Source organism: Falsiroseomonas stagni DSM 19981, assembly GCF_900114315.1.
Lineage (GTDB): Bacteria > Pseudomonadota > Alphaproteobacteria > Acetobacterales > Acetobacteraceae > Falsiroseomonas > Falsiroseomonas stagni.
The window spans coordinates 57,741-84,554 of the sequence record NZ_FOSQ01000006.1 but is presented as its reverse complement, the minus strand read 5'-3'; the positions used below and the strand labels follow the sequence as shown (position 1 = coordinate 84,554).

Genomic DNA, 26,814 nt, shown 5'->3' with positions numbered 1-26,814 from the left:
CGTGCGGCCGGTTGGAGCCAGCTGCATGAGCGCATCTCCACTTCTCGAGGTCCGCGACCTCCGCACCCATTTCTTCACCCGCGCCGGCGTGGTGAAGGCGGTGGAGGGCGTCTCCTTCTCCCTCGAGAAGGGCGAAATATTGGGCCTGGTCGGGGAAAGCGGGTCCGGCAAATCCGTCACCGGCTTCTCCCTCATCGGCCTGGTCGATCCCCCCGGGCGCATCGCTTCCGGCTCGATCAAGTTCGAGGGCCGCGAGCTCGTCGGCCTTCCGCCCGCGGAGATGCGCGCGCTGCGCGGCAAGCGCATCGCCATGGTCTTCCAGGACCCCGCCGCCACGCTGAACCCCGTGCTATCCATCGGCCAGCAGATGACGCTGGCGGTGCAGGCGCATGGCCGTGCCAGCGATGCCGCCGCGCGAGACCTCGCCGCGCGCACCTTGACGCGCGTCGGCATCCCCGACGCCGCGGCGCGGCTCGATGCCTATCCGCATGAATTCTCCGGCGGCATGCGCCAGCGCGTCGCCATCGCCACCGCGCTGCTGCACGGCCCCGACCTCATCATCGCGGATGAACCGACGACGGCGCTCGACGTCTCCATCCAGGCGCAGATACTGGCGGAGATGAAGTCCCTGGCGAAGGAAACCGGCACCGCCCTGGTCTGGATCAGTCATGACCTCGCCACCGTCTCCTCGCTCGCGGACCGCGTGCTGGTCATGTATGCCGGCCGCATCGTGGAGGCAGGCGCCGTCGGCGAAACGCTGCGCGCGCCCCGCCACCCCTACACCCGCGGCCTGCTGGACAGCCTGCCCGCCATGGCGCGGCCGGGCGAGAAGCTGAACCAGATCCCCGGCACCACGCCCTCCCTGTTGTCCCTCCCACCCGGCTGCCCCTTCGCGCCACGCTGCCCGCGTGCCGATGCGGTCTGCGCGACCGATCCGCCGGATGTCGTCACCGCATCCCGCCTGGTGCGCTGCCACCACCCGCTGGAGGCCGCATGAACCAGATTCTGGTGGCCGAGGGCGTCACCAAGCGCTTCTCCCCCAGCCTGTCGCTCGGGGATCGCATCGCCGGCGTGCTCGGCGCCCATGTGGACAAGCGTGCCGTCCATGCCGTGACCGATGTGTCCCTCAGCGTGACAGCGGGGGAGACCCTCGGCCTGGTCGGTGAAAGCGGCTGCGGGAAGTCCACGCTCGGCCGCATGCTGGCCGGCATCATGCCGCCGACGGAAGGCCGCGTGCTGGTCAGCGGCACCGCGCCCATGCGCGGCCGCCACAAGGCCACGACGCGCATCCAGACGGTGTTCCAGGACCCCTTCGCCTCGCTCAACCCGCGCATGCGGATCGGCGACAGCATTGCCGAAGGTCCCGTCACCCATGGCCTGACCAGCCGCGCCGATGCGCCGAGGATGGTGGCGGATTGGCTCGCCCGCGTCGGCCTCGACCCCGCCTTCGCCGCGCGCTTCCCGCACCAATTCTCCGGTGGCCAGCGCCAGCGCGTCGCCATCGCGCGCGCGCTCGCGATGCAGCCGGATGTGCTGGTCTGCGACGAACCCGTCGCCTCGCTCGACGTGTCGATCCAGGCGCAGATCCTGAATCTGTTCCTCGATCTGCGGCGCGACCTCGGCCTGACCTGCCTGTTCATCTCCCACGATCTGTCCGTGGTGCGCCATGTCAGCGACCGCGTCGCCATCATGTATCTTGGCCGCATCGTGGAGGCCGGCAGCGCGGCCAAGGTCTATGCGAGCCCGCGCCACCCCTACACCCAGGGCCTGCTCGACAGCGTGCCGAAGCTGCGGCTTTCCATCGACGATGTCGCTGATTTCAAGCCCATCGCCGGCGAATTGCCCTCGCCCTTGTCACCGCCCAGCGGCTGCGCCTTCCACCCGCGCTGCCCGAAGGCGACGGCGCTGTGCCGTGCCGAACGCCCCGCGCTGACGGCGCGAGAGGATGGGACGCTGGTCGCCTGCCATCACGCCTGAGGCGTGCCGCGCATCCAGGGCAGGACGCTTCGCTGGGCGACCATCGCCCCAAGGAAACCGATCCCCAGCACGACGACCGCGACCGCCGCGGGGTCGGGGCGCTGCTCACCCGCGGCCGGCCCTGCCTGGTGCAGCACGCCCAGGATCACGGCCAGCGCGCAGACCACGCCGAGGCACAGAACCACCAGGTACCGCGGACCGTGGCGATACACCGCCCAGGCCGCGACGGCGAAGGCAGCCCAGGAGAGGTGCCGCTCGTCCAGCCACTCCACGCTCGGGAAGGGCACGACCTGCATCAGCAGCGAACGCCACGCCACAAGCGTGAAGGCCATCACGCTGGCGCCCGCCCAGCCCCACCACACCCGCCCGCGGGCCAGGCCCTGCGCCAGCACCCCCAGTGTCCCGTGCAGCACAATGCTGGCCGCCAGGGGCACGACCCAGCCGATGGAGGGCGTGACGAAGCCCGGGAAGCGGATCGCATTCCCCACCAACTGCCAAAGGCCCCAGCAGGCGGCGAGCGTGCCATAGGCGATGCCGAGCGCGAACCAGCGCCCGGTGTCCCGCCGCAGCAGCCACCACAGCGCCGCCAGCTTGCAGCCCTCCACCAGCGCGCCATCCAGCAGATAGGCCGTGTTGAGCCACCACTCCAGCATGGCCGCGGGCATGAACGCCGGCAGCACGCGCTGCGTCACCATACCCAGCGGGATCAGCAGCCCGAAGGCCAGCAGCGATGCCGCCAGCGCCGCCAGCCATACGCGGCCGGACCGCAATCCGCGCAGCGCCTCCGCGATCACAGCGCCACCGCCGCCACGGCCAGCAGCACGCACGCCACGGGATGCAGCGGCAGGATCTTGCGAAAGCTCTGCACCCGTGTGGCCTCATCCCCGATCAGCGCGACCTGCGGCAGGAAGGACGCGACCACCAGCGTCCAGACGCCGAGATAGACCGGCAGCCGCCAGATGCCCGGGCTGGAAGGTGCGACGACATAGCCCGCCACCAGGCAGAGCACGGCCAGGCCATGCAGCCCGACAGGCCAGAGGATCAGCCGCCGCCCCGCCCCCTGCCGCGGGTCACGCGCCTGCCCCTTCCGCCACGCCAGCAACGCGACCGCAGCGATCGCGACCTGCACTGCCGCGAAGGCCACGCGCCACGCCCAGGGAAAGGGCTCCGGCTCGATCGGCACGGCGCTCCCTCAGAACGCGACCTTGTCGCCGCCCTTGAGGCTCAGGATCTCCCGCGCCTCATCCGGCGTCGCCACCTCCATCCCCAGCCCCTCGATGATCTGCCGCGCGAGTCGCACCTGCTGCGCGTTGCTTTCCGCGAGCCTGCCCGGCCCGGCCCAGAGGCTGTCCTCCAGCCCGACACGCACATTCCCGCCCATCGCCGCCGCCATCGCCGCGATGCGCAACTGCGACGCGCCCGCGCCGAGCACGCTCCACTTGTACTGGTCGCCGAACAGCCGATCGGCCGTGCGCTTCATGTGCAGCACATCCTCGGGATGCGCGCCGATGCCGCCCTGGATGCCGAAGACCGTCTGGATGAACAGCGGCGCCTTTACCAGGCCCTGGTCGAGAAAATACTTCAGATTGTAGAGGTGCGCGGTGTCGTAGCACTCGAACTCGAAGCGCGTGTCGTTCTCCGCGCAGGTGGTCAGGATGTACTCGATATCCGCGAAGCTGTTGCGGAACACGATATCCTTATTGGCGAGGTAGTCGGCCTCCCACTGGTGCTTGAAGCTCTTGAAGCGGTTCAGCATCCCGAACAGGCCGAAATTCATCGACCCCATATTGAGCGAAGCGACCTCCGGCTTGAAGGCCGCCGCCGGGGAGACGCGTTGCTGGATGGACATGGTCGGCGCGCCGCCCGTCGTCAGGTTCAGCACGGCGTCGGTGCGCTGCTTGATCACCTTCAGGAAGGGCGCGAAGGCCTCCGGCGTCTGGTCCGGGCGGCCATCCTTGGGGTCGCGCGCATGCAGATGCACGATGGCGGCACCCGCCTCCGCCGCGCCGATCGCGGCATCCGCGATCTCCTCCGCCGTCACCGGCAGGTGGGGCGACATGGAAGGCGTGTGGATCGCGCCCGTCACCGCGCAGGTGATGATGACTTTGCGGCTCATGCCTGCTTCTCCTGCTTCCGCTTATGCGCGGCCAGTGCCGCCAGTCGCTTGTCCCGCCGCGCACTCCGCGCCGCGATCTCCTCGCGGGATGGACTCTCGCCCCACGCCTTCACCACCGTCGCGCAGCCCTCCACGCCGAACACGGCGGGGGAGGGCGGCTTCTCAATCATCCTCTGGAACAGCCCGGCGTAGCGCGCGCAGTAATCGGCCATGCCGCCCGGCGCATTCAGCTCGATCGTCGCGAGGGGGCCGAGGAAGGACCAGCGCAGGCCGAGCCCTTCCGCCACCGTCACATCCAGGTCCCGCGGCGTGACATAGCCTTCCTGCACGAGGCGAAACGCCTCCGCCAGCAGTGCACCCTGCAGGCGATTGAGGATGAAGCCCTCGATCTCCTTCAGCACCGTGATCGGCGCCTGGTCCACGCTTTCATGCACGGCGCGCGCGGCGGCGATCGTCTCCGCGGAGGTCCAGGGCGCGCCCGACAATTCCACCACGGGCACGAGGTGCGGCGGGTTCACGGGATGCGCCACCAGGCAGCGCGCGCGGCCCGGCAGCGCCTCCGTGAACGCCGAGCACGGGATGCCGCTGGTGGAGGAAGCCAGGATGCAATCGGGCGCCGCCAGCCGGTCCAGTTCCGCGAAGATCGCGATCTTCTCGGGCAGTCGTTCCGGCCCGTTCTCCTGCACGTATTCGGCGCCGGCCAGCGCATCCGCCAGCACGGGCACCACGCGGATGCGCGCGGCGGCGCCCGCGGGGTCCTCGCACAGCCCCTGGCGGTGCTGCTCCGCAAGCCCTTCGGCGCAGAGCGCCGGCGCCGCCTCCAGCGCCGCGGCGACGGGGTCGTACAGCGCGACCTCCCAGCCCGCGCGGGCGAAGACCATCGCCCAGGCGCGGCCGATCAGCCCCGCGCCCACCACTGCCATTCTCCGCGCCATGCAGCCGCACCCCCCGAGAGCTTGGGCGCCACGATACCCCTCGGCAGGCGCGCCGCAACCTCAGTCGCGCGCCGGCACGGCCATCAGCAACAGCGCATCCGCGAGGAAGGCCAGCGCCGCCGTGGCTGCCGCGCCTTGCAGCACCAGCACCTGGTTCTGGTTCTGCAGGCCGATCACGATCGGCGTCCCCAGCGTCGCCGCCCCCGCCAGCGCCCCCACGGCGGTGGTCGCGACGGCCAGCACCAGCGCCACGCGCAAGCCATCCAGCACCAGCGGCCAGGCCAGGGCCAACTCGACCTCCTGCAAGACCTGGCGGGGGGAGAGGCCCACCGCCTCCGCCGCCAGCCTGGTCTCCGGTGGTACGGCTTCCAGCGCGCCCACCGTCGCCCGCAGCACCGGCATGATACCGTAGAGCATCAGCGCCAGGATCGTCGGCGCCCAGCCGAAGCCGAAGGCCGGCACCGCAAGCGCCACCACGACGATGGGCGGCACCGCCTGCGCCACCGCGGCCGCCGCATCCGCCGCCGGCCGCAGGCCGCGCCCGCCCGGCCGCGTCACCACTACCCCCAGCACAAGCCCCAGCAGCCCCGCCGGCAGCACACCCGCCAGCGACAGCGCCGCATGGTCCAGCGCCAGGTCCAGCAGCCGCGCGGCGGGGTAGGGCCCCTGCGTGCCCCCCATCAGCCAGGCGGCTACTTCCGGCATCGCCAGCACCGCCAGCCCCAGCGCCAGCAGCAGCGCCGGCACCCCGCGCCGGAAGCGCTTCACCGTCGCGCGCCCAATATGCCCTCGGCGCGGACGGAGCCTTTCTCCCCCTCCATCCCCAGCGCCTCATCCCCGCTTTCCGCGAGGACCGACAGCGCATCCGCCAGGCTCGCATTCCGCGCCAGCATCGCCGCCCCCACCGGCGCCGGCCGAGGGTCCAGCGCGCCGCGCGCCGGCAGCAGCGACAGCCAGCGCAGCCCCGGCTGCCCGCCGCCCAGCAATTCCCGCACGAAGGGCGCGGCATCCGGCGCCACCAGATCGGCCGGCGCGCCATCGGCCTCGATCCGCCCGTCCCGCAGCACGACGACATGGCTGGCGAGTTCCAGCGCCTCCTCCGGATCATGCGTCACCAGCAGGATGGTCTTGCCCGTCTCCGCATGGATGCGCCGCGTCTCCGCCCGCAATTCGCGCCGCGTGATCGGATCGACCGCACCGAAGGGCTCGTCCATCAGCAGGATGTCCGGGTCCGCCGCCAGCGCGCGGGCGATGCCGACGCGCTGGGCCTGCCCGCCGGACAGCGCCCGCGGCAGCCGCACCCCCATGGCGGGATCGAGCCGCAGCAGCGCCAGCAATTCCTCGACCCGCCGCGCGATGCGGGGCGCATCCCAGCCCAGCAGCCGCGGCACCGTGCCGATGTTCTCTGCGACCGTCCGATGCGGGAACAGCCCGACGGATTGCATCGCGTAGCCGATGGACCGGCGCAGCGCCGGGGCGGGCAGCGTCGCCACATCCTGCCCGCGCACGCGCACCTGCCCGGCACTCGGCACCACCAGCCGGTTGACCAGCCGCATCAGGGTGGATTTGCCGGACCCCGATGGCCCGACCAGCGCGCAGAACTCGCCGGCCTTCACATGCAGCGTCACGTCCCGCAGCGCGTCGGTGGTGCCGAAGCGGACGGTCACGCCCTCGATGGCGATGACGGGTTGCGCGATCATGCGGGCCTCGCCAGCCGGTTCTCCGCCGCGCGGGCCAGCGTATCCGCCGCCAGCGCCAATAGCAGGATGGGCAGGGCGCCCAGCAGCATCAGGTCGGTGGCGAACTGGCTCAGCCCCTCGAACACCACCGCGCCGAGGCCGCCGGCGCCGACCAGCCCCCCCAGCGTCACCAACCCGATGGCCTGCACCACCGCCACCCGCAGCCCGCCGGCGAAAACCGGCAGCGCGAGGGGCAGCCGGACCTCCGCCAGGATGCGCCCTTCCGTCATGCCCATCGCCTCCGCCGCCTGCACCGCCGCGGGGTCGGCGGAGGCCAACCCACCCGAGAGGCTCCGCCACAGCGGCAGCGCCAGATAGGCCGCCGTCGCCAGCACCGCCGGCAGCCACCCGACCGCGCCGAGCCCCAGGTCACGCAATGCCGGCACCGCCCGCAGCAGCGCCGCCAGCAGCGGGATCAGCAGGGCGAAGAGCGCAATGGCCGGCACCACCTGTACGCCCGACAGCGCCGCCCCCATCACCGCCCCCAGCCGGGGCCGCCGGAACCCCGCCCAGGCCAGCGGCACAGCCACCAGCAGCGCCAGGGCGAGCGCCGCGCCGGCCAGCGCCAGATGCGTCCAGATCGCCGACTGCAAGGCATCGGCCCGCGCCGTCGCCTCCACCACCAGCGACAGCCGGTCGAGCCCGCCCATCGCCCAGAGCACCGCGGCCCCCACGGCCACCGCCAGCCCCATCCACGCGCCACGCATCGCCACCAGCGAAAGCCCCGCGACGATGGCCACCCAGAATCCCGCGCCGAAGCTGGCCCGCGCGGCCGGCGCCAGGTCGGCGAGGCGGTCGTTCGCCGCCGCGCCGGCCAGCCCCAGCACCGCCACCACGCCCAGCGCCGCGGCCGCGGCACCCGCCCAGCCCGGCAGCCGCCGCCACGCGCCCAGCGCCAGCAACACCACTGGCACCGCCACCCAGAAGCCCGCGGCATCCAGGGCGGAAACGCCTTCCCCTGGCAGCAGCCGGTTCGGCGCCACGCCGAGGAAGGGCAGCGGCAGCAGCAATGCCGCGATGGCGATGAGGGCGAGGATCACCGGCCGAGATGCGCCCGTGCCACCGCCTCCGGCGTCCGCCCCTCCACCGCCACCTGCCCGTTCAGGCGCTGCAGAACCTCCTGCGTCAGCCCCGCGAAGACCGGCGCCAACGCGGTGCGGATGGCGGGAAACCGTTCCAGCACGGCCTGGCGCACCACCGGCGCGGGTTCATAGACGATCTGCGCCTGCCTGTTGTCCTGCATGACGACAAGACCGAGCGGCTGGATCGCGCCATCGGTGCCATAGACCATCGCGGCATTCACGCCGGACAGGCCCTGCGCCGCCGCGCGCATCGTCACCGCCGTGTCGCCACCGGGCAGGATGGTGATGCGGTCGCGCGGGAAGGTCGCGCCATAGGCACGCTCGAAGGCCGGCAGCGCCACCGGGCTTTCCACGAACTCGGCGGAGGCCGCGAGCCGCAATTGCCCCGCCTTCGCGAAGAACTGCTCCAGCGTCGCCAGCCCCTCGCGCTGCGCGACATCCCGCCGCACGGCGATGGCCCAGGTGTTGTTGGCCCGTGCGCGGTCCAGCCAGACCAGCCGGTTCGCCGCCAGGTCCAGCCGCGCCACCAGCGCCGCGCCCTGGTCGCCGTCGCGCCAGGCCGCGTCCTCCAGCCGCTCGAAGAAATAGGCGCCATTGCCGGTGTATTCGGGATAGAGGTCGATCTCCCCGGCCAGCAGCGCGCCCCGCACGATCCGCGTGGGGCCCAGCGCCAGCCGGGGCTCCACCGTCAGCCCCGCGCCCCGCAGCGCCTGCACGATCAGATTGCCGAGCAGCGCGCCTTCCGTATCGATCTTCGACGCGACGACAACCCGCTGGTCCCGCCCCGGGTTCTGCCTTTGGGCCATCACGGCGCGCGGCGCGGCCAACAGCCCCGCCGCCGCCAGCCCCCATCCGCGCCGACCCCAGTTCCGCGTGTCCGCCATGTCGATGCTCCCTTTCGGAGAGTCCTCGCATGTCGGGGTCGGGTGGTTACTGTCCAGACACAGCTGCGCGCGCGGGCGGGGGGCCTATCGTCGGCCGTCGAGTGCCTTCCACAGCCCGATGATGGCGGATCGGGCGGTTTCCTCATCCGCCGACAGGCGCATGAGCCTGCCGTCCCGGGACATGAGATGGATTTCGGACCCCTGGTCGGATGTCAGCAACGATGCCGCGATGAGTTCCGGTGCAGGGTGGTCGCGGCGTGCCGGCGCGCGCGCCTGGCCGTGGTTTTTCGGCGTCATGGGTGGCCCTCTTGCCGTCTCGCCGTGATTTTCGCGGCCTATGGCAACAGCTTGGCCTGTCTCGGTTGCGCCTTCGTGAATCGCCGACGCAACCCGACAATGTTCCGCCCGCGGTTTACCGTTTCGCGCGGCCGTTGCGGCGCGGCGCGGGCGCCGCTTCCGGGCTGTCGGGCTGCGCCGGCAGGGCAGGGGGCGCCGCCAGCACCTGGCGCAGCCGCGCCATCATCGCCAGCGCGCGGTCGCCCAGCTCCTCCTCCGGCCCCGCCACATCGGCGACGGTGGCCAGGGCGCGGCTGCGGTCGGCGGCTTCCGGCAGCAAATCGGGCAGGGTCGCCAGCGCCTCCTCCGGCGCCATCTCCACCACCACCGTCTGTTCCCGGATCAGCGCCTGGCGCGCCGCGGCGGAGAGGGAGGCGAAGGGTTCCTCCCCCGTCAGCAGCGCGTTGGACCGGGCAAGCCGGTTGCGCCGCACGCCGCCGCGGGCCTTGGCCAGCAGGATCATCATGCGCACCACCGCCTCGGCGTATCCGCCTTCCGCGATGCGGGACAGGGCGGCGCGCACATCGGGCGTGTCGTCCAGCATCCCCACCACGCCATCCTGCACCACATCCACGGGCGCGGAGGCGACGCCGAAGGCCGCAAGGCTGCCATACACCGCGTGGAAGGCGCTTTCCTGCCAGGCGTCGCGCATGTCCCGCCAGCGGTCGATGGATTGCTCCACCGCATCCGCCCAGGCGCGTTCCATGGCGACGAAGGGATTGTCCGGGGCGACCGGCGCGCGGTTCTGCTTCACCGTGGCGGCCAGCCCGGCCAGCGGCTTCATCGCCGGGTTCTGGTCGCTGACCAGGTAGCGCCGCGCCCGCATCGGGTTCATCTGCCGCCGCGCCTCGGCCGTCTTCTCCGTCGCGAATTGCCGGATCACCGGGGACGCGAAGGTGTCGTAGGCCATCTGGTTCATTGCCGAGATGCGCGCCACCGCGGGGAAGGCCTCGTTCGCCGCCTCGCCGCTCACGGCGCGGATATCGGCCACGCTGCGCTCCACCAGTTCCACCTGGTAGCCGGCATTGAGGCCCGAGCCCTCCGCCCCCGTGATCCGCATCTCATAGAGGCCCGGCGCCACGCTCTCGATCAGGTCGAGGGTGTTGGCGATCTCGGTATGCTCCTTGTTGGCGATCTTGCCGGAGACGAAGATGCCGAGATGGCCGATATCGTCATGCACGAGGTAGACGATGGTCTGGCCGAGCGTCTTGATCTCCTGCTCGTCGCGATAGACGTCGGCGATCCAGCGCAGCGCCTGGCCGGGGGGCGTGATGTTGTCGCCTGCGGAGGCGAAGACCACGATCGGCGACTTCACCGACCGCATGTTGAAGCTGGCACCCTTGCCGGCGCTGATCTCGCCGCGGGCGAAGCGGTCGCCGATGAACAGGTTCTCGACGATCCAGCGGATCTCGTCCCGCGTCATCAGGAAGTAGCCGCCCCACCAGCGCTCGAACTCCAGGAAGCGCTCGGCCTCCGTATCCGCCTTCTCGTACAGGTTGTAGTACTTCCGGAACCAGGTGTTGCCGGGCGACAGGCTCTCGAAATTCGCGACCAGGTTGGCGCCGTCGAAGGTGCCGTTGCCGAGGTCCGCCAGCATCGCGGCGGGCCAGGAGCCACCGGCCAGGCCGCCGGTGTAGCGCATCGGGTTCCGCCCCTTCTCCCCGGCCCAGTAGGACAGCGGCGCGCCGTTCAGCACCAGGGGGCCGGTCAGGTCGGGCTCCGACGCGCCCAGCATCATCACCGCCCATCCGCCCTGGCAATTGCCGATGACGACGGGCTTCTGCGCCTGCGGGTGGCGTTCATGGATGGTGCGGAGGAAGGTGGCCTCCGCGCTGGTGATGTCGAGGATCGTCTGCCCCGGCTCCGGGTCCCGGAAGAAGATGACGAAGTAGACCGGGTGGCCCCGCCGCAGCGCGACACCCACCTGGCTGTCCGACTTGAAGCCGCCGATGCCCGCCCCGTGGCCCGCGCGCGGATCGATGATGACGAAGGGGCGCATGGTGGGGTCGGTGGGCTTGAAACCCTCCGGCGGCTTGATGCGGACCAGGGCGTAGTTGCAGCGGCGCGGCAATTCGCGGCCATCCACCACCATGTCCCAGTCGAAGACCAGCACGGGCGGGCAGCCCGCCTTTTCATGCGCCACGAAGGCGTTGCCGGCCTGGCGCATCGTGTCCCAGAACAGGATCGACCGCTGCGTCGCGTCCACCGCATAGGCCATGGCGTCCTGCGCCAGCGCCACCGGCGACTTGCCCGCCAGCGCCGCGGTCGGCAGGCGTTCACTCGGCGCGGAGAAGGTGGGCCGCATCACGGGGGCGAGGGCCGCCATCTGCCTTGCCGCCACGTCCCCCATCTGCCGCGCCTGGTCGAGGAAGCGGGCCATGGTCTCCACGCCCCTGGCCATGAGGTCAGGGCTCCCCGGGCGGGTCGTTGACGTGCTCATCCTTGTTCTTCCTTGCCGTCTGGCGTCCGGTCATGCCCGGGCGGGTTGCAGCCCCAACGGGCCCAGCGGGCCGCCGGTTCGCCAGCACCAGGGCTTCTGCCGTGCAATTTGCTGCGCTGCAACATAATTCCGTGACAGTCTAGGCGGCACGTGTGAACCGATCCTGGTGGAAGGCCGCGATGGGCAGGTTCGTCGCCCCCCGCGCCAGCAATTCGGCCACCGCCGCCCCCGCCGCCGGTGAGAGCTGGAAGCCGTGGCCCGAGAAGCCGAAGGAATGAAACAGCCCCGGCATCGCCCGGCTCTCCCCGATGATCGGAACCTCATCCGCCGTCCGCGCCTCGATTCCCGCCCAGCTGCGGACCATCCGCGCCCCCTTCATCACCGGGAACAGCTCGCAGGATATGCGCGCCGCATGGGCCAGGCTGCCGAACAGCACGGTGGAGGTCTCCGCCGCCACGTCGTTCACGCCCTGGTGGCCGCCGCCGATCACGACCGTCCCGTTCGCCACCTGCTTGAAGGAGAGGGAGCGGGAGGTCGCGCCGACGGTCGGATCGCAGAAAGGCGGGAGCCTCTCCGTCACGATCATCATGCTGGCCTTCACGCCGCAGGGAATTTCCTCCCCCACCATCCGCGCGACGCGCGTCGCCCAGGCGCCCGCGCAATTCGCCACGCGCTCGGCCTCATGCCCGCCCTGGTCGGTCTCGACGATGATGGTGCCATCCGCGGTCGCCCGCAGCCCGGTGACGGCCACCCCCTCGATGATCCGCACCCCCGCCTGTTCGGCAGCGCGCCGGAAGGCCATGACGGTGCGCATGGGGTCGGCGGAGCCATCGTCCCGCGTCACCAGCGCGCCAATCACGTGCGGCGCCACGGCGGGCAGCAGGCGCCGCACCTCCGCCTGGTCCACCACTTCCTCATGGCTCCAGCCGAGTGCCTTCACGGCGGCGACCCGCGCCTCGTTCTTCGCCATGTCGGCGGGGCTTTCGGCGACCTTCACCTGGCCGGTGGCGCGAAAGCCGCAATCATCGCCGACGATCTTCTCGATGCCCGCCCACATCTCCGCCGAGACGACGGAGAGCGCGATCTCCCGCAAATCCCGCCCGAGCCGCCTGACGCCGCCCGCATTCACGCCGGAGGAATGCCGCCCGACATGGCGGCGTTCGAGCACCGTGACCTGCCAGCCTGGCGTGCGTTGCAGGTGCAGCGCGGTGGAAAGCCCGTGCAGGCCCCCGCCGATGACGACCGCCTTTTTCATCGGCCCGGCCGATTCAGATGTCCGCGCCATGCGGCGCTCCCATCATCGGACGGGCTCGTCACGATGCGAGCGCCGCGAGTTCACCCAGCGTCAGTGGCTTGGTCGGAAAGCGCGTGCGGAAGGGATCGACGCCGGCCGGATCGACGCCGCGCGCCGCCGCGATCACCCCATGCACCGCCGGCCCGCAGATCCTCCCCTGGCACGGCCCCATGCCGGCGCGGGTGAATGCCTTGGTCTGGTTGGCGCCGAGGCAGCCCAGTGCCACCGCGCCGCGCAGCCTGCCCGCCGTCACTTCCTCGCAGCGGCAGATGATGGTGCTGTCCTCGATCGCGGCTTCCGGCAGCGGCGGGAACAGCGCATCGAGGAACCGCCGCGGCGCCCGCTGCCGCTTCCATTCCAGCCTTGTCCGCCCGGCCTCCGCATTGCGCTGGTCCACCGTCAGCCGGCCGAGCGCCCGTGCTGCCTCCATCGCCGCCAGCCTTCCCGCCAGCGCGGCGACCTTGGCGCCACCGATGCCGCCGGAATCGCCAGCGACCAACACGCCCTCGACGGTCGTGTTGCCCCATTCGTCCAGCGTCGGCCGCCAGCAACGCTGTCCTGCATCCCATTCATGGGCGCAGCCCGGGATGGCGCGCGTCACCTGCGTGTTTGGCACCACGCCATCATGCAGCAGCAGCAGATCGGCCGGTCGCGACCATCCATCGATGACGATCCGCTCCAGCCTGCCATCGCCTTCCGCCACCAGCCGCGTGGCGCGGCGGATCGGAATGCCGGCGTTGCGGATGCGCTGCTGCCAGGCCAGCCCCTTCACCAGGTATTCCGGCGCCCGCAGCGCGTTGGGCAGATGCCACGCCGCCCGCGCCAGCCCACCGGGCGGGGAGAGGTCGATGACCCCCTGCACCGTCCCGCCGCGCGCCACCACCTGGTTGGCATAGAGCCACAACAGCGGCCCCTGGCCCGCAATCCAGGCCTTCCCTTCCGGCACCATCCCCGCCGTCTTCAGCGCGATCTGCGCCGCGCCCACGGTCATCACCCCCGGCAGGGTCCAGCCCGGGATCGGCACCGGCCGCTCCGTCGCCCCCGCGCAGAGGATCAGCCGCTTCGCCGAGATGCTTCGCGCCGCACCCCCTTCGGACCAGAAGACCTTCCCCCCCGGCTCCACCGCCCAGAGTGTCGCATCCGGCCGGTAGTCCGCGCCGGAAGCCCGGAACGCCGCGGCGAGTTTCGCGCCATCGCGGTCCTGCCCATCCTTCACTGTCCGCGCTTCCACCGCGCGATGCACCTGCCCGCCGGGCCGCGCATTCTCGTCCAGCACCAGCACGGAGAAGCCACGCGCCCGCGCCTCCGTCGCCGCCGCCATGCCGGCAGGCCCGGCGCCGAGGACCAGGATATCCACCTCGCTCACGCCGCATCCTCCGACTGATGAAAATGCCGCGCGCCGCGCTGCATCGCCGCCACCATGCCCGGCCGCACCGGCGCCAGGCAGGCCTGGACGTTCTGCTGCCCGTCGAGTTCCACCAGGCAATCGAAGCAGGCGCCCATCAGGCACAGAGGCCCGCGCTCCGTCCCCGTCACCGGTGTCTGCCGGAAGGCCGTCACCCCCGCGGCCAGCAGCGTCACCGCCAGGCTCTCCCCGGCCCGGGCGGGAATGTCCCGCCCCTCCCAGCTGATGGTGCAATCCGTGGGTTCAGTGCGACGAAACATGGGTCATCCCCCGGAAGCGGTCCGGATGCAGGTCGATGGCGAATTCGGGCAGATGCCCGGCGAGGATCCCCGCCGCCAGCGGCCCCGCATGAACAGCGGCGAGCGTCACGCCGGAGTGGCAGGTGGCTACGAAGCAGCCGCGATGTGTGGCGCTTTCCGCATAGGCGGGAAAGCCATCCGGCGTCATCGGCCGCAGTGCCGCCCAGGCGCGGTTCATGCGGGCGGCCTTGATGGCGGGCAGCACGCGGATCGCCCGCGCGGCCATGCGCGCCAGCGCGGCCGTCGTCGTCGCGATCTCGAAGCTGCCGTCATCCTCGTTGGTCACGCCGATCTGGATGGTGCCGTCGCCGGTCTGGCGCAGCGCGCTGGCGGGCAAGGGCAGGATCGGGTCCAGCCTCTCCGTCACGATGTTCTGGCCGCGCACGGGCCGCACCGGCACATCCATCCCGACCATCGCCGCGATCGGCGTCGTCGCCACCCCGGCAGCGATCACCACACGCGAAGCCTCGATTGCGCTGCCATCGGCGCGTGTGATCCGCCAGAACCCCGCGGCATCATCGATGCCCGTGACGGCCGCCCCCGGCAAATGCCGCCCGCCCGCCCGCAGCAGCCCCGCCTGCATCCCGTGCAGCAGCACCAGCGGATCGGCATGACCGTCGGAGGGATCGAAACTCGCCCCCAGCACCTCCGGCCCCAGCGGGCAGCCCGGCATCAATTCCAGCAATTCCCGCCGGTCCAGCATCCGCAGCGTCGCGTGGCCATCATTGTGGCGGCGGCGGACAAAATCCGCCTTGGCCGCCAGCTCCTTCTCATCCAGGCAGAAGCCGAGGCCGCCCGTCGCGCGGTAATGCACATCCCGCCCCGCCAGGCCCGACACCCGCGCCGCAAGGTCCGGCCACAACCGGATGCTCTGCCTGGTCCAGTCGCCATAGGCGGGCATGCCATCACCCTTGGACTGGCCCCAGACCAGGCCGAAATTCCCGCGCGCCGCCCGCAGCGCCACATCACCCTCATCCAGCACCGCCACGCGCGCGCCCAACGCGGCACAGCCATAGCCGATGGCCGTGCCGACCATGCCGCCACCGATCACCGCGACGTCGAAGCGTTCCATGGTTGCGAGCGTGGCCCGCATGGCCCCATCCTGCAAGCCATCAAGGGGTGGGGAACAGCACGGTGACATCAAGGACATGGCTGGCGCTGGCGGCAACACTGCCGCTGCTGGCAACAGCGCCGGTCGCGGCGCAGGCACTTCGCGTCGGCATGATCGCCGACACCATGGGCACCACGGACCCGCACCGCGCCACCGCATCCCAGGACAAGGCGCCGATGTCCTGGGCGCATGACGGGCTTCTCCGCTTTCCCCCCGGCAGCGCCGACCCCGCCGCGATCGAGCCCGATCTGGCGGAGCGCTTCGAACGATCCGCCGATGGCCGCACCTTCACCTTCCACCTCCGCGCCAATGTCCGCTTCCACGACGGCAGCCCGCTGGAAGCCGAGGACGTCGCCTTCTCCCTCCGCCGCGCCGCCCATGCCGCGCGCAGCAGTTTTGCGGGTGACTACGCCGCGATGACGGCGGTGGAGGTGGTGGATTCCCGCACCGTTCGCGTCACGCTGCGCGAAGCCGTGGCGGGCGCGCAGGGCCTTTTCGCCAACTACCATGGCGGGCTCATCGTCTCCCGCCGCGCCGATGCCGCGGGCTACCAGCAGGGCACGGGCCCCTTCCGCCTGGCCAGCCATGGCGGCGCCCAGGCGCGCATGGTGGCCTTCGACGACCATTGGCGCGGCCGCCCCGCGCTGCGCGCCATCGACATCCGCTTCATCAACTCCGACGCCACGCGCGAACTCGCCTTCACGGCCGGTGAACTCGATCTCATCAGCGGCCGGCGCGAACAGCGCTGGGTGGAACGCATGAAGGCGCAGCCGAACACGGTGGTGGACGTCTTCTCCCCCGGCGAATTCCGCACCCTGCTCATCAACACGCGCAGCCCGCCGCTGAACGACCCGCGCGTGCGCCGCGCGCTGCAACATGCGCTCGATGTCCCCGGCATCGCGCGCTTCGTCGGCCTCGATGTCGCGACGCCCTGGCCGAGCCCGGTGCCGCCCGGCTACCTCGGCGCCACGCAGGACGTGCCCCGCTTCGCCCCCGACCCCGCCCGCGCCCGCGCGCTGCTGGCGGAGGCCGGGCACCGCGACGGCATCACCATCCGCGCCGTCGTCTCCTCCATCAACTCCCAGCTTCCCATCATGGAAGTCGTGCAGGCCCAGCTCCGCCGCGCCAACATCCGCCTCGACATGGATGTGGTGGAACACCCGACCTACCACGCCCGCATCCGGGAGAACCTGTCCCAGCTCACCTTCTACGGTGCCGCGCGCTACCCGGTGGCAGACAGCTACCTGAGCCAGTTCTACCACTCCCGCAGCGCGCCCGGCCTGCCCACCATGTCGCTCAACTTCGCGCATTGCGCCGCGGCCGATGAGGAAATCGACGCCGCCCGCGCCGAACCGGATGAGGCCCGCCAGATGACGCTCTGGGCCACCGCCCAACGCAAGATCCTCGACGCGGGCTGCAGCGTTCCCCTCTTCGACCTCAAGCAGGTCTGGGTCCGCCGCGCGAACGTGAACCTGGGCTACACCCTGACCGGCGCACTCAACCTGGGACCGGCGGTGACGTTCCAGACACGGGTGGAGTGAGGCGCGGGTTGCCCGGGGAATGGGCGCTGCCCCTTCCCCGTACCCCTACCCCGCAAAGGGGCAGCGGCCCCTTTGAACCCCCTTCAATCGATGGGGGATGGGAGGGGCAAGGCGGGACCGCTGGACAAGAAGGCGCTCCGTGCCCCTCCCATCCCCCATCGATCCAAAGCCTGGGGTCCAGGGGCCCGCTGGCCCCTGGCGGGGAGAGGTCTGGAGAGGGGCCGGCGCCCATTCCCCGGGCAACCCGCGCCTCACTCCACCCGCGTCACGGAAATGCCGCGCAGGCCTCCCAGCCGATCTCGCGGGCCTGGGCGTGGGCGCCGTCCACCCATTCCTGCACGAAGGGATGGGCGAGGACGGCGTCGGCGTAGGCTTGCGCGTCGGCGGCCAGCGGCACGGAGTAGGTGCGGAAGCGCGACGCCATCGGTGCCCACATCGCATCCGCGAAGCAGAAGCGGTCGCCGAACAGGTAGGGCCCGCCGGCGCCCCATTTGGAGCGCGTCTGCCGCCAGGATTCCTGCACGCGCGCGACCTGCCCGGCAACGCCGGGCCGCCCGAGCAGCTTGGCGTTGGACGGTACGCCATTCGCGATCGGCCAGCGCTTCACCAGGTTCATCGGCATCGCGGCGCGGAGTTCGGCGAAATGCGCGTGCATCTCCCCGGCCGAGGATCGCGCCGCGGTGCGGGCGGGCAGGGAGGCGGGCCAGATGTCGCAGCCCGGGGCCTTCTCCCAGAGATATTCCGCGATGGCCCAGGTATCCGTGATGGCGAGGTCGCCGTCGAACAGGATGGGGATGAGGCCGGTGGGCGAGATCTCGGCCAGCTTCGCCTTGCTGTCGTCGCGCGAGAGGAACAGCGTCTCCGCCTCGAATGGCAGGCCGGAGAGCTTGCAGGCGAGCCAGCCGCGCATGGTCCAGGTGGAGGACCATTTCCCGCCGATGATGAGCTTCACGCCGTCAGGCCTCCATCACGCCGATGTCATCATGCCGAGAGGCCACGCGCCTGCGCGGCAGGATGGCGCATTCCCCGACTGCCCGGCGATGCCAGGCCGCGCTGTCGGGACGCGCGAGGATGGACGGAAGCCCCGATCCATCGCAACCCCGCCATGTTGACGCGACGCGCGCCGCGCTGAACCATCGCGATGACCGGCACAAGGACAACGAGACCCCATGGACAGCATCGCGACCAAGGTTGACCAGGCGGCGGAAGCCCATGGCGAAGCGGCGGTTGGCTTCCTGCGCGACCTGATCCGCCTGCAGGCGCAGGGGGAGGAAGCGGTCCAGGCGCGCATCGCCACGGCGTGCGAGGAACTCGGCTGCGTCGTGGAAAAGCGTCGCTACAAGCCGGCCTCCGTCATGCTGAAGGAGGAATTCGCATCCGATGCCGCCATGGCGGCGGAGGAGCGTGAGGCTGTCCTCGCCCGCTTCCCCGGCAGCGGCGGTGGCCGCAGCGTGATCTTCTTCGCGCATCCCGATGGGGAGCCGTTCCAGCCCCAGCATGGCTGGGTGCATGACCCGCTGGCCGGCGAGATCGACAAGGGCCGCATGTACGGCTGGGGCGTGGCGGATGATCTGGCCGGCGTGGCGACGATGGTGGAGGCGCTGCGCGCGGTCCTCGCCGCCGGCGTTAAGCCGAAGGGCGATGTCATCATGGCCAGCACGCCGTCCAAGCGCCATGCGCGTGGCGTCCATGCGCTGCTGCATGGGGGCGTCCATGCCGATGCGGCGGTCTACCTGCATCCCGCGGAATCCGGCGTCGGCATGCGGGAGGTGAAGGCGCTGGCCTCGGGCCAGCTCATCATCCGCATCATCGTGAAGGGTCGCCTGCCCGACACGCAGGAACCCGGCCACGCCGCCTTTGCGCACACGGCGATCAACCCGATCATGAAGGCGCAGCAGGTCCTGGCGGCGCTGGCCGCGCTGGATGCGAAGCGTGGCGCGCGCGTGCACCATCCCGCGCTGGACGCCGCCATCGGCCGCAGCACGAACCTCCTTGTCGGAGACTTCAAGACCCTGGGCGATGGCCGCGCCGCGCGCGTGCCGCCGGCGGTCCAGCTTTCCTGCGCGCTCGCCTTCCCGCCCGGGGAGAGGCTGGCCGATGTGCAGGCGGAGGTCGAGGCCGCGCTGGCCGAAGCCCGCGCCGCCGATCCGGAGCTGAATGTCGAGGCCATCTTCCTCTCCGGCGTCACCGGCGCGGAAGTGCCGCTCGACCACCCGCTCTGGGTCGAGACCTCGGCCGCCGTGCTGCGCGGCACCGGCACAGCGCCGCACATCAACCCGCTGCACACCTCCTCCGACATCCGCAACCCGATGGTGCAGTCGGGCATTCCCTGCGTCGGCCTCGGCCCGCTCTGCGGCGACCTGACGCAGAATGGCGGTCGCGACGAATGGGTGGATGTCGCGGATTACCGCCGTGGCGTCGCGGTGGTGGCGGCGCTGATCGCGGGGTGGTGCGGCGCCGCCTGAGAGGTTTTCCGCTTCCCCGGAGCGCCGCGGCTTGCGCATGCTGGCGGCAGACCCGGGGAGACACCGCCGATGATGCCGCCCATGCCCATCGCCGAACCCGCCTGGCTGCGCGAGTTCAAGGCCTTCATCATGCGCGGCAACGTCATCGACCTTGCCGTCGGCATCGTCATCGGCGCCGCCTTCACCACCATCGTCGGCAGCCTGGTGGAGGATCTGATCAATCCCCTCATCGGCTTGCTGGTGGGCGGCATCGATTTCTCCAACCTCTTCATCGTCCTCACGGGCGAACGCCGGCCGAGCCTGGAGGCGACGCGCGAAGGTGGTGCGGCCGTGCTGGCCATCGGCCGCTTCATCAACGCCATCATCAAGTTCCTGATCGTGGCGATGGCGATATTCTGGCTGCTGAAGATCCTGACGAAGCTGCGCGTGCGGGAGGAAGCCGTGAAGGGCCCGACGCCGTCCGAGAAACTGCTGGCGGAAATCCTGGAGGAGTTGCGGAAGAAGCCCTGATCAGGGCTTCCATTCCTCGCCGGACCAGTGTTCAGGCACATCGACGGCACCGCCGAGGATCGCGATCCGCAGCGCCTCGCACCGCGCCGCCAGCGCCGGCGCCACATCGGCGGCATAGGCCAGGCGCACCGCGGCCGGGTCCTCCAGCCCGATGCGCCGGTCCTCCCAGCGATCGGCCAGGAAGGCGCCGATCGCGGCGTCCATCGTCACGCCGTTATCCGCGACCGCGGAGGCCAGGAAGACCGCATCCTCCCGCGTCCAGTCATGCACATTGCCGATGGCGCGGATGCCTGCTTCGCGGCAGGCATCGATGGCGCCGGGGCGGCCGGCATCCAGCATCTGGAACTGCACCGCCGCCCCCGCGCGGGCCTGCGCCGCGGTCCAGGCCCTGGCCAGCGCGGGGTCGTGCTGGTTGCCGCAGAAGCCCGTCAGCAGCCGGGCACCTGGCCGTGCATGGGCAAGCCCTGCGGCGAAGCCGGCGCGGCCGCGCCGCCCCGGCGGCACCGGTTCGCCGGACAGATGCGCCGCCACGCCGTTCGGCATCCACCATCCCGCCAGCGCCCCGGCCAGGAAGGCGGATTGCTCCTGCAGCACCTCGAAGCACGCGATGTTCGGCCCGCTTATGCGCCCCTGTGTCACGGCGAAGGCCACGCCGGGGAAGGCTGGCGCCACCTGCTGCACCGCCTCCTCGCCTTGCCCGCCATGGGCGATGACCAAGTCGCTGCTGCGCGCGGCGGCCTCCACCGTCTCCGCGCGCCGCGCGGGTTCATGCTGCCAGGCTTCCGCCACCGTCACGGGCAGGCGCGCCGCCGCGCGGCGAAGGCCGGCCACCCCCGCGGCATTGAACGCGCCGCCGCCGGGTTGGCCGAAGAAGATGGCGGTGACGCGGGGCTGGGTGCTCATGCCCACACGTCCCGCGCCCTCAATTCGCCGTCAAGCCGAGTGCCCTGACCGCGCCGCCCACCGTTCGGACCTCCTCCGCCACGAAGGCGGTGAATTCGGGCGGGGTCATCGCGCGCATGGCGATGCCGTGTTCGTCGATCCGCGCCCGCACCTGCGGGCTGGCCAGGGCGGCCATGGTTTCCGTGTGAAGCCGCTGGGTGATGGCGGGCGGCAGGCCGCGCGGCCCGGCCAGGCCAAGCCAATTCTCCGCCAGCAGGCCGGGGAAGCCGGCTTCCGCCGTGGTCGGCACCTCTGGCGCCATGTCCTGCCGGGCAGGGGCGGTGATGGCGATGGCGCGCAGCCTTCCCGCTCGGATGTTCTCCACATTCTGCGGCAGCGTGTCGAAGGACAGCGGGATGGCGCCGCCGAGGAGATCCGCCTGCATCGGCGCGCTGCCGCGATAGGGCACATGCGTCAGCTGCGCGCCGGTGCGCTGCATGAACTGTTCCCCGAAGATGTGGGCGACGGAACCGGCGCCGGATGTCCCGAAGCCCGGCGGCACGCGCTGCGCCTTGATCCATTCCACCAGCCCCGCCAGGTCGGTGGCCGGCACCAGGCGGGGGTTCACGACGATCACCAGCGGCGTCGCGCCGAGATAGGCTATGTGGGTGAAGCCGCCGACGGGATCATAGGTCACGGACGGATAGATCGGCGGCGACATCACGATCGGCGCGGTGTTGGACAGCATCAGCGTGTAGCCATCCGCCGGCTGCGTCGCGACATAGGCGGCGCCCAGCGTGCCCCCCGCGCCCGGCCGGTTGTCCACCAGGACCCGCTGCGGCAGGCGCTGCGACAGCACATCCGCCAGCACCCGCGCGACAATGTCGGACGACCCGCCGGGAGGAAAGGTGACAATGATTCGAATGGGTCGGCTGGGCCATTCGGGGGTCTGCGCCCGCGTCGGCATGGGCAGCAACGGGGCAGCAAGTGCCGCAATAAAGGGCAATTGGCGACGGCGCATGGGCAAGACTCCGGATGGCGCTGGAACCCCGCAAACCTCATGCCGAGGCCATGATCAACTGTCATGATTCACTGACATCGGAAAGTGTAAGGTTCCGATAGTGATTGCTGGCGGAGTCGCCACGGCGGGTGCTAGGGTTTTGTTCAATGATCCTCCACCCCTCCTTCGACGTCGCGCGGCAGGCCCCCCCGGGCCCGAAGCACCCGCACGCCCGGGTGGCTTTCGTCCGATGACCGCCGGCGGCATCTCCATCCATGCCGTCGATGTGGCGCATGGCCGCCCCGGCACGGGCATGCGCGTCGAGATCCACCGCCTGCTGCCGGATGGCGAACGCCGCGTCCTCGCCGATGGTGTGCTCGGCGCCGACGGCGCGCTGGACCATCCCGTGAAGACGGGGGAGGGCGTGGAAGCCGGGGTGCATGAGGTGCTGTTCCACCTCGGCGCCTTCTTCGCCAGGACCGCCGAACGCCCGCCGCCGCCCTTCCTGGAAGTGGTCCCCTTCCGCTTCCGCGTCTTCGACGCCACGCTCCACTACCACCTGCCCATCAAGTTCACGCCCTGGGGCTTTTCGCTCTACAGAGGCGCCTGAACAGGCAAGGGCTCGGGCCGTGCGGCTTCTGGTCATCAACAGCAACACGACGGACAGCGTCACGGCCCGCATCGCCGCCGCCGCGCGCGGCGCCGCCCGCCCCGGCACGGTGGTGGAGGCCGTCTCCGCCCCCTTCGGCCTGCCGCTGATCGTCAGCCGCGCGGATTGGCTGGTGGCCGGTCCGGCGACGCTGGCGGCGCTCGCCGACCGGCGCGGCAGCTATGACGCCGCCATCATCGCCTGCTTCGGCGATCCGGGCCTCGATGCCGCCAAGGAACTGGCCGGCGTCCCCGTCATCGGCATCAGCGAGGCCGCCTTCCACGCCGCCTGCATGCTCGGCCGCCGTTTCGGCATCGTCAGCTTCACCGCCGCACTCCGCCCGATGTTCGAGGATGTGCTGGCCCATCACGGCCTGGCGTCCCGCTGCGCCGGCTTCCGCATGGGCCCCGCCTTCGCCGGCGACCCCGGCCTGGTGGCGGAGCAACGCGCCGCGCTGCTGGTCGATCTCTGCCGCCAATCGGTGGAACAGGATGGGGCGGAGGCCGTGATCCTCGCCGGCGGTCCGCTCGCCGGCCTCGCGCCGGTCATCGCATCCCAGGTCCCGGTGCCCCTGGTGGATGGCACCGTCGCCGCGGTGCGCCTGGCGGAGGCGCTGGTCGGCCTGGCGCCGCCGCACGCCGCCGCCGCGCCCCGGCCGCGCGCGCTGACCGGCTTCGGCGATCCGCTCGCCCGCCTCTACGCGGGCTGACGGCACGGCGATTGCTCCCCTTCCAGCGCGTTTCAACACCGGAAGGCCCGCATGACCCCGAACCGCCGCCGCCTGCTGCTTGCTGCCGCCGCCACCCTCGCTGCCCCCCGCTTCGGCCATGCCCAGGCCGCCTGGCCCAACCGGCCCGTCCGGATCCTGAACCCCTACGCCCCCGGCGGCACCAGCGACCTCATCATCCGGCCGCTGCTGGAACGGCTGGAACGCGCCTTCGGCCGGCCCTTCGTGGTGGAGAACAGGGCCGGCGCCGGCGGCGCGCTGGCAACCGGGGAAGCCGCGCGCGCGGCGCCCGATGGTCACACGCTGCTCGTTTCCAACACCGGCCCGCTGGCCGTGGCGCCCTTCCTCTTCACCAACCTGGCCTATGACCCGAAGCGTGCCTTCACCTGGGTCGGCATGCTTGGCGGCGCGCCCATCGTCTGCGCGGTGAAGGGCGATGGCCCGATCCGGGACCTGGCGCAGTACCGCGCCCTGGCGGCGCGGAGGGCGGAGGAAGTGTCCTTCGGCTCCTCCGGCATCGGCTCCGTCGGCCACCTGACCGGCGTGATGTGGGGCATGCAGGCCGGCGTCCGGATGCTGCACGTGCCGTTCCGCGGTGCGGCGGAGGCGCAGCAGAGCGTGCTCGGCAACAACACCACCTCGCTGTGGGACACCTCCGGCGCCAATGCGGGGGCGATCCGCGGCGGGCTGCTGCGCGGCATCGCCGTCTCCTCCGCCCAGCGCATCAGCGCGATGCCGGAAGTGCCGACGGTGGGGGAGGCCGGCTTCCCCGACGCCGTCGCGACCAACTGGTTCCTCATGGCCGCCCCCGCCGGCATGGACCCGGCCATCGCGGCCAGGGTGAATGAGGTGCTGCAACAGGGCCTCAACGACCCCAGCGTGAAGGACAGGCTGGAGAGCATCGGCGTCGTCTCGCTTGGCAACCCATCGCCGGCGGAGATCGCGGCCTTCGTCGCCGCGGAAGCCGATCGCTGGGGCCCGGTGGTCCGCGCCGCCGGCGTCCAGCCGAGTTGATCGCAACCGGGCGGCCGGGCCTTCGCGCCGCCCGGCCGTCCTGGCAGCATGGGCGTGAAACATCGCCGAGGTGACCGCCCATGCCGAGCAAGCCCACCCCCTTGGCCCGGCGCCTGGTCCTGCTGTCCATGGTTGCCGCGCCGTCGCTGGCACTCGCCCAGGCGCAACCCTGGCCGACGCGCGCCGTGCGGATCATCGTCCCCTTCCCCGCTGGCGCGGGCACGGACACGCTGGCGCGGGCCTATGCGCAGCGCCTGTCGGAGCTCTGGGGCCAGCCGGTGGTGGTGGAGAACCGCGCCGGCGCCGCCGGCATCATCGGGACGGAGGCCGCCTTCCGCGCGCCCCGCGACGGCTACACGATCCTGATGGCCAATTCCTCGGTCCTCGCCATCGGTCCCGCCATCAACCCGACCCTGCCCTATGACCCGGTGGGCGGCTTCGATCCCGTGGCGCTGGTGGGCTCCAACGACAACGCCCTGGTGGTGCGCGCGCAATCGCCCTTCCAGACCGTGGCCGATGTGGTCGCCGCGGCGCGCGCGCGGCCTGGCGTGCTGACCTACGCCACGCCGGGCACCGGCACTTCCGGCCACATGGCGGGGGAGTTCTTCAAGCAGCTCGCCGGCATCGACATCACCCATGTCCCCTATCGCGGCAGCCCGCAGGCGCTGACGGATACGCTGGGTGGCCAGGTGGACATGACGATGACGACGCTGAATTCCATCGTCGCCGCCGTGCGCAACGGCCAGGCCCGGGCGCTGGCCACCACCGGCCGCACGCGGGACCCCCTGTTGCCGGAAGTCGCGACCTTCGCCGAACTCGGCTTCGCGGGCTATGAGGCCAGCGGCTGGCTCGGCTTCGTCGTCCCCGCCGGCACGCCGGCCGAGATCACCCGGAAGATCGCGGCCGATATCCGCCGCATCTATGACGACGCCACCTTCACTGCCCGCATCGCCAGCCAAGGCATGCGCCCCATCATCAGCACCCCCGAGGAATTCCGCGCCATCCTCGCCCCGGAGCTGGCGCGGTGGCGGGAGGTGGCGCAGCGGGCCGGCGTGAAGCCGGAGTGACCCGGCTGCAGGCGATCCTGCGCCTCGCGGCGCCGACGGCCCTCGGGTCCATCCTCCAGGCCGGGGCGCAGCTGGTGGAAATGTGGCTGGCGGCGCGGCAGGGCACGCCGGCGCTGGCGGGCTGGGCAGTCGTGCTGCCCTTCGCGCTGCTGATGCAGATGATGTCGGGCGGCGCCATGGGCGGCGGCGTCGTCTCCGCCATCGCGCGCTCGCTCGGCAGCGGGCGGCCGGACCAGGCGGCGGGGCTGGTGCTGCATGCCGGGCTGATCGCCGTGCTGGCGGGCCTCGCCTTCGCCATCCCGCTGGCGGTCTTCCCGAGGGAGGTGCTGGGCCTGGTCGGCGGCCCGGCAGCGGCGGAGGCGGCGGCCGCCTATTCCATGTGGCTCTTCGGCCTCGGCGCCGTGCCGTCCTGGATGGCGAATACCCTCGCCTCCGTCCTGCGCGGCGGCGGTCGCCATGCGCTGGCGGCGCGGGTGCTGGTCATCGCCTGGGCGGCCTATCCGCCGATCGGCTGGCTGCTGGCGGAGCCTTTCGGCATGGGCCTCGCGGGCCTCGGCGCGGCCTTCGGCGGCGTGTTCCTGCTGGCGTCCCTGGCGATGATGGTGGTGGTCTGGCGGGGCGGCGCGGGCTTCCGGCCGACGCTGCGCGTGCGGCCCTCCGGCGCCATGTTCTGGCGCATCCTCTCGGTCGGCCTCGTCGCCTGCGTCATCGCCGCCATCGCCAACATGACAACCATCCTGGTGACGGCGCAGCTTGCCCCGCAGGGCGCCGCCGTGGTGGCGGGCTATGGCATCTCCGCCCGGCTGGAATTCCTGATGATCCCGCTGGTCTTCGCCGTGGGATCGGCGCTGACGGCACTGGTCGGCCGCGCCGTGGGCGCGGGGGATTGGGCGGAGGCGCGGCGCATCGCCTGGACCGGCGGCGCGCTGGCCTTCGGCGTCGCCTTCTCCATCGGCGTGGTGGTGGCGATCTTCCCGGCCTTCTTCGCCCGCCTGTTCAGCGGCGATCCGGCGGTGGTGGCGGTGGCGACGCAGGCGCTGGGCATCATCGGGCCGGCCTATGGCGGCTTCGGCCTCGGCATGGCGCTGTACTTCGCCTCCCAGGGTGCCGGGCGGATGCGCTGGCCGCTCGCCGCCGCGCTGTCCCGCTTCGCGCTCGCGGTCGGCGGTGGCTTCGTGCTGGCCCACGGGCTGGGCCTCGGCCTGACCGGCCACTTCATCGGCGTGGCCCTCGGCATCACCGCCTATGGCGCCGTCATCGCCGCCAGTATCCGCCCCTCCCTCTGGCGCTGAACCCCTACGGCCGGCATCCTCGCCGCGGAGGAAACGCCATGATCCTGGA

Annotated in this window: 26 protein-coding genes; 10 read left to right on the top strand and 16 right to left on the bottom strand. The window is 71.6% G+C overall.

Features of this window, described 5'->3' with window-relative positions; translation table 11 throughout:
* Positions 1 to 25 precede the first annotated feature (25 nt).
* Both BM041_RS16300 and BM041_RS16295 read left to right on the top strand, forming a co-directional pair.
* A complete protein-coding gene (locus tag BM041_RS16300; RefSeq protein WP_092960944.1) occupies positions 26 to 997 on the top strand; it encodes an ABC transporter ATP-binding protein in 972 nt (323 codons plus the stop codon).
* Positions 994 to 1,977, top strand: a complete 984-nt coding sequence (locus BM041_RS16295) for an ABC transporter ATP-binding protein (RefSeq protein ID WP_092960943.1) — start codon at positions 994 to 996, stop codon at positions 1,975 to 1,977. The genes BM041_RS16300 and BM041_RS16295 overlap by 4 nt, the downstream gene beginning before the upstream one ends.
* Here the strand turns inward: BM041_RS16295 and BM041_RS16290 are convergent.
* From BM041_RS16290 to BM041_RS16225, 13 genes are all read right to left on the bottom strand, one after another.
* Positions 1,968 to 2,804: a hypothetical protein gene (locus BM041_RS16290; RefSeq protein WP_139226088.1), complete on the bottom strand. Its 837-nt coding sequence runs from the start codon at positions 2,802 to 2,804 to the stop codon at positions 1,968 to 1,970. The two genes, BM041_RS16295 and BM041_RS16290, sit on opposite strands and share 10 nt — an antisense overlap.
* Positions 2,768 to 3,160 carry a hypothetical protein gene (locus BM041_RS16285; RefSeq protein ID WP_092960941.1) on the bottom strand — a complete coding sequence of 131 codons (393 nt, stop codon included), beginning with the start codon at positions 3,158 to 3,160 and terminating at the stop codon, positions 2,768 to 2,770. Before BM041_RS16285 ends, BM041_RS16290 begins: the two co-directional genes overlap by 37 nt.
* Before the next feature lie 9 nt (positions 3,161 to 3,169).
* Entirely contained in the window at positions 3,170 to 4,093 is a 924-nt protein-coding gene (locus BM041_RS16280; protein WP_092960940.1) for a BKACE family enzyme, read from the bottom strand.
* Positions 4,090 to 5,016 (bottom strand): 3-hydroxyacyl-CoA dehydrogenase, encoded by a 927-nt coding sequence (locus BM041_RS16275; RefSeq protein ID WP_245762127.1) that lies wholly within the window; start codon positions 5,014 to 5,016, stop codon positions 4,090 to 4,092. The genes BM041_RS16280 and BM041_RS16275 overlap by 4 nt, the downstream gene beginning before the upstream one ends.
* A 72-nt stretch (positions 5,017 to 5,088) precedes the next feature.
* On the bottom strand, positions 5,089 to 5,796 hold the full coding sequence (locus BM041_RS16270; RefSeq protein WP_245762126.1) for an ABC transporter permease: 708 nt from the start codon (positions 5,794 to 5,796) through the stop codon (positions 5,089 to 5,091).
* Positions 5,793 to 6,728, bottom strand: a complete 936-nt coding sequence (locus BM041_RS16265; protein ID WP_092960938.1) for an ABC transporter ATP-binding protein — start codon at positions 6,726 to 6,728, stop codon at positions 5,793 to 5,795. Before BM041_RS16265 ends, BM041_RS16270 begins: the two co-directional genes overlap by 4 nt.
* The gene (locus BM041_RS16260) at positions 6,725 to 7,807 is read right to left on the bottom strand and encodes an ABC transporter permease subunit (protein ID WP_092960937.1); all 1,083 of its coding nucleotides are present in this window, start codon (positions 7,805 to 7,807) and stop codon (positions 6,725 to 6,727) included. Before BM041_RS16260 ends, BM041_RS16265 begins: the two co-directional genes overlap by 4 nt.
* The gene (locus BM041_RS16255; protein ID WP_217648743.1) at positions 7,804 to 8,733 is read right to left on the bottom strand and encodes a glycine betaine ABC transporter substrate-binding protein; all 930 of its coding nucleotides are present in this window, start codon (positions 8,731 to 8,733) and stop codon (positions 7,804 to 7,806) included. Before BM041_RS16255 ends, BM041_RS16260 begins: the two co-directional genes overlap by 4 nt.
* Positions 8,734 to 9,145: 412 nt before the next feature.
* On the bottom strand, positions 9,146 to 11,509 hold the full coding sequence (locus BM041_RS16245) for a DUF3141 domain-containing protein (RefSeq protein WP_092960935.1): 2,364 nt from the start codon (positions 11,507 to 11,509) through the stop codon (positions 9,146 to 9,148).
* Positions 11,510 to 11,648: 139 nt separating this feature from the next.
* On the bottom strand, positions 11,649 to 12,764 hold the full coding sequence (locus BM041_RS16240; RefSeq protein WP_092961182.1) for an NAD(P)/FAD-dependent oxidoreductase: 1,116 nt from the start codon (positions 12,762 to 12,764) through the stop codon (positions 11,649 to 11,651).
* Positions 12,765 to 12,822: 58 nt separating this feature from the next.
* Entirely contained in the window at positions 12,823 to 14,169 is a 1,347-nt protein-coding gene (locus BM041_RS16235) for an FAD/NAD(P)-dependent oxidoreductase (RefSeq protein WP_245762125.1), read from the bottom strand.
* Positions 14,166 to 14,468 (bottom strand): (2Fe-2S)-binding protein, encoded by a 303-nt coding sequence (locus BM041_RS16230; RefSeq protein ID WP_092960934.1) that lies wholly within the window; start codon positions 14,466 to 14,468, stop codon positions 14,166 to 14,168. The genes BM041_RS16235 and BM041_RS16230 overlap by 4 nt, the downstream gene beginning before the upstream one ends.
* Positions 14,452 to 15,600, bottom strand: coding sequence for an NAD(P)/FAD-dependent oxidoreductase (locus BM041_RS16225; RefSeq protein WP_217648742.1), 1,149 nt, complete (start codon positions 15,598 to 15,600; stop codon positions 14,452 to 14,454). The genes BM041_RS16230 and BM041_RS16225 overlap by 17 nt, the downstream gene beginning before the upstream one ends.
* 41 nt (positions 15,601 to 15,641) lie before the next feature.
* Between BM041_RS16225 and BM041_RS16220 the strand changes: the two genes are divergently transcribed.
* On the top strand, positions 15,642 to 17,159 hold the full coding sequence (locus tag BM041_RS16220; RefSeq protein WP_245762124.1) for an ABC transporter substrate-binding protein: 1,518 nt from the start codon (positions 15,642 to 15,644) through the stop codon (positions 17,157 to 17,159).
* A gap of 265 nt (positions 17,160 to 17,424) precedes the next feature.
* Here the strand turns inward: BM041_RS16220 and BM041_RS16215 are convergent, their stop codons facing one another.
* Positions 17,425 to 18,111: a glutathione S-transferase N-terminal domain-containing protein gene (locus BM041_RS16215; protein WP_092960932.1), complete on the bottom strand. Its 687-nt coding sequence runs from the start codon at positions 18,109 to 18,111 to the stop codon at positions 17,425 to 17,427.
* A gap of 217 nt (positions 18,112 to 18,328) precedes the next feature.
* Here BM041_RS16215 and BM041_RS16210 point away from each other — a divergent pair, with 217 nt between their 5' ends.
* Complete coding sequence (locus BM041_RS16210; RefSeq protein ID WP_092960931.1) at positions 18,329 to 19,624, top strand: M20 family metallopeptidase; 1,296 nt, start codon at positions 18,329 to 18,331, stop codon at positions 19,622 to 19,624.
* A 72-nt stretch (positions 19,625 to 19,696) separates the two neighbouring features.
* Positions 19,697 to 20,134 (top strand): large conductance mechanosensitive channel protein MscL, encoded by a 438-nt coding sequence (gene mscL, locus BM041_RS16205; protein ID WP_245762142.1) that lies wholly within the window; start codon positions 19,697 to 19,699, stop codon positions 20,132 to 20,134.
* On the opposite strand, the gene BM041_RS16200 is transcribed toward mscL, so the two are convergent.
* The gene (locus BM041_RS16200) at positions 20,135 to 21,037 is read right to left on the bottom strand and encodes a BMP family ABC transporter substrate-binding protein (RefSeq protein WP_092960929.1); all 903 of its coding nucleotides are present in this window, start codon (positions 21,035 to 21,037) and stop codon (positions 20,135 to 20,137) included.
* Positions 21,038 to 21,056: 19 nt separating this feature from the next.
* A complete protein-coding gene (locus BM041_RS16195) occupies positions 21,057 to 21,983 on the bottom strand; it encodes a Bug family tripartite tricarboxylate transporter substrate binding protein (protein ID WP_217648741.1) in 927 nt (308 codons plus the stop codon).
* A gap of 283 nt (positions 21,984 to 22,266) precedes the next feature.
* On the opposite strand from BM041_RS16195, the gene BM041_RS16190 reads away from it, so the two are divergent.
* The 5 genes from BM041_RS16190 (at position 22,267) to BM041_RS16170 (ending at position 26,765) form a co-directional block, all read left to right on the top strand.
* The gene (locus tag BM041_RS16190; protein ID WP_092960927.1) at positions 22,267 to 22,626 is read left to right on the top strand and encodes a hydroxyisourate hydrolase; all 360 of its coding nucleotides are present in this window, start codon (positions 22,267 to 22,269) and stop codon (positions 22,624 to 22,626) included.
* Between the two features lie 19 nt (positions 22,627 to 22,645).
* On the top strand, positions 22,646 to 23,374 hold the full coding sequence (locus tag BM041_RS16185; protein ID WP_092960926.1) for an aspartate/glutamate racemase family protein: 729 nt from the start codon (positions 22,646 to 22,648) through the stop codon (positions 23,372 to 23,374).
* A gap of 51 nt (positions 23,375 to 23,425) precedes the next feature.
* Positions 23,426 to 24,406, top strand: a complete 981-nt coding sequence (locus BM041_RS16180; protein WP_092960925.1) for a Bug family tripartite tricarboxylate transporter substrate binding protein — start codon at positions 23,426 to 23,428, stop codon at positions 24,404 to 24,406.
* Positions 24,407 to 24,507: 101 nt separating this feature from the next.
* On the top strand, positions 24,508 to 25,473 hold the full coding sequence (locus tag BM041_RS16175) for a Bug family tripartite tricarboxylate transporter substrate binding protein (protein WP_217648740.1): 966 nt from the start codon (positions 24,508 to 24,510) through the stop codon (positions 25,471 to 25,473).
* Positions 25,470 to 26,765, top strand: coding sequence for an MATE family efflux transporter (locus tag BM041_RS16170; RefSeq protein ID WP_245762123.1), 1,296 nt, complete (start codon positions 25,470 to 25,472; stop codon positions 26,763 to 26,765). The genes BM041_RS16175 and BM041_RS16170 overlap by 4 nt, the downstream gene beginning before the upstream one ends.
* Positions 26,766 to 26,814 lie beyond the last annotated feature (49 nt).

Excerpts from the sequence above, each read along its gene's own strand:
- BM041_RS16300 (WP_092960944.1), top strand. The coding sequence starts at position 26 with ATGAGCGCATCTCCACTTCTCGAGGTCCGCGACCTCCGCACCCATTTC.
- BM041_RS16295 (WP_092960943.1), top strand. The coding sequence starts at position 994 with ATGAACCAGATTCTGGTGGCCGAGGGCGTCACCAAGCGCTTCTCCCCC.
- BM041_RS16280 (WP_092960940.1), bottom strand. The coding sequence starts at position 4,093 with ATGAGCCGCAAAGTCATCATCACCTGCGCGGTGACGGGCGCGATCCAC.
- BM041_RS16275 (WP_245762127.1), bottom strand. The coding sequence starts at position 5,016 with ATGGCAGTGGTGGGCGCGGGGCTGATCGGCCGCGCCTGGGCGATGGTC.
- BM041_RS16265 (WP_092960938.1), bottom strand. The coding sequence starts at position 6,728 with ATGATCGCGCAACCCGTCATCGCCATCGAGGGCGTGACCGTCCGCTTC.
- BM041_RS16255 (WP_217648743.1), bottom strand. The coding sequence starts at position 8,733 with ATGGCGGACACGCGGAACTGGGGTCGGCGCGGATGGGGGCTGGCGGCG.
- BM041_RS16245 (WP_092960935.1), bottom strand. The coding sequence starts at position 11,509 with ATGAGCACGTCAACGACCCGCCCGGGGAGCCCTGACCTCATGGCCAGG.
- BM041_RS16240 (WP_092961182.1), bottom strand. The coding sequence starts at position 12,764 with ATGAAAAAGGCGGTCGTCATCGGCGGGGGCCTGCACGGGCTTTCCACC.
- BM041_RS16230 (WP_092960934.1), bottom strand. The coding sequence starts at position 14,468 with ATGTTTCGTCGCACTGAACCCACGGATTGCACCATCAGCTGGGAGGGG.
- BM041_RS16225 (WP_217648742.1), bottom strand. The coding sequence starts at position 15,600 with ATGCGGGCCACGCTCGCAACCATGGAACGCTTCGACGTCGCGGTGATC.
- BM041_RS16210 (WP_092960931.1), top strand. The coding sequence starts at position 18,329 with ATGGACAGCATCGCGACCAAGGTTGACCAGGCGGCGGAAGCCCATGGC.
- mscL (WP_245762142.1), top strand. The coding sequence starts at position 19,697 with ATGCCGCCCATGCCCATCGCCGAACCCGCCTGGCTGCGCGAGTTCAAG.
- BM041_RS16200 (WP_092960929.1), bottom strand. The coding sequence starts at position 21,037 with ATGAGCACCCAGCCCCGCGTCACCGCCATCTTCTTCGGCCAACCCGGC.
- BM041_RS16195 (WP_217648741.1), bottom strand. The coding sequence starts at position 21,983 with ATGCCGACGCGGGCGCAGACCCCCGAATGGCCCAGCCGACCCATTCGA.
- BM041_RS16190 (WP_092960927.1), top strand. The coding sequence starts at position 22,267 with ATGACCGCCGGCGGCATCTCCATCCATGCCGTCGATGTGGCGCATGGC.
- BM041_RS16180 (WP_092960925.1), top strand. The coding sequence starts at position 23,426 with ATGACCCCGAACCGCCGCCGCCTGCTGCTTGCTGCCGCCGCCACCCTC.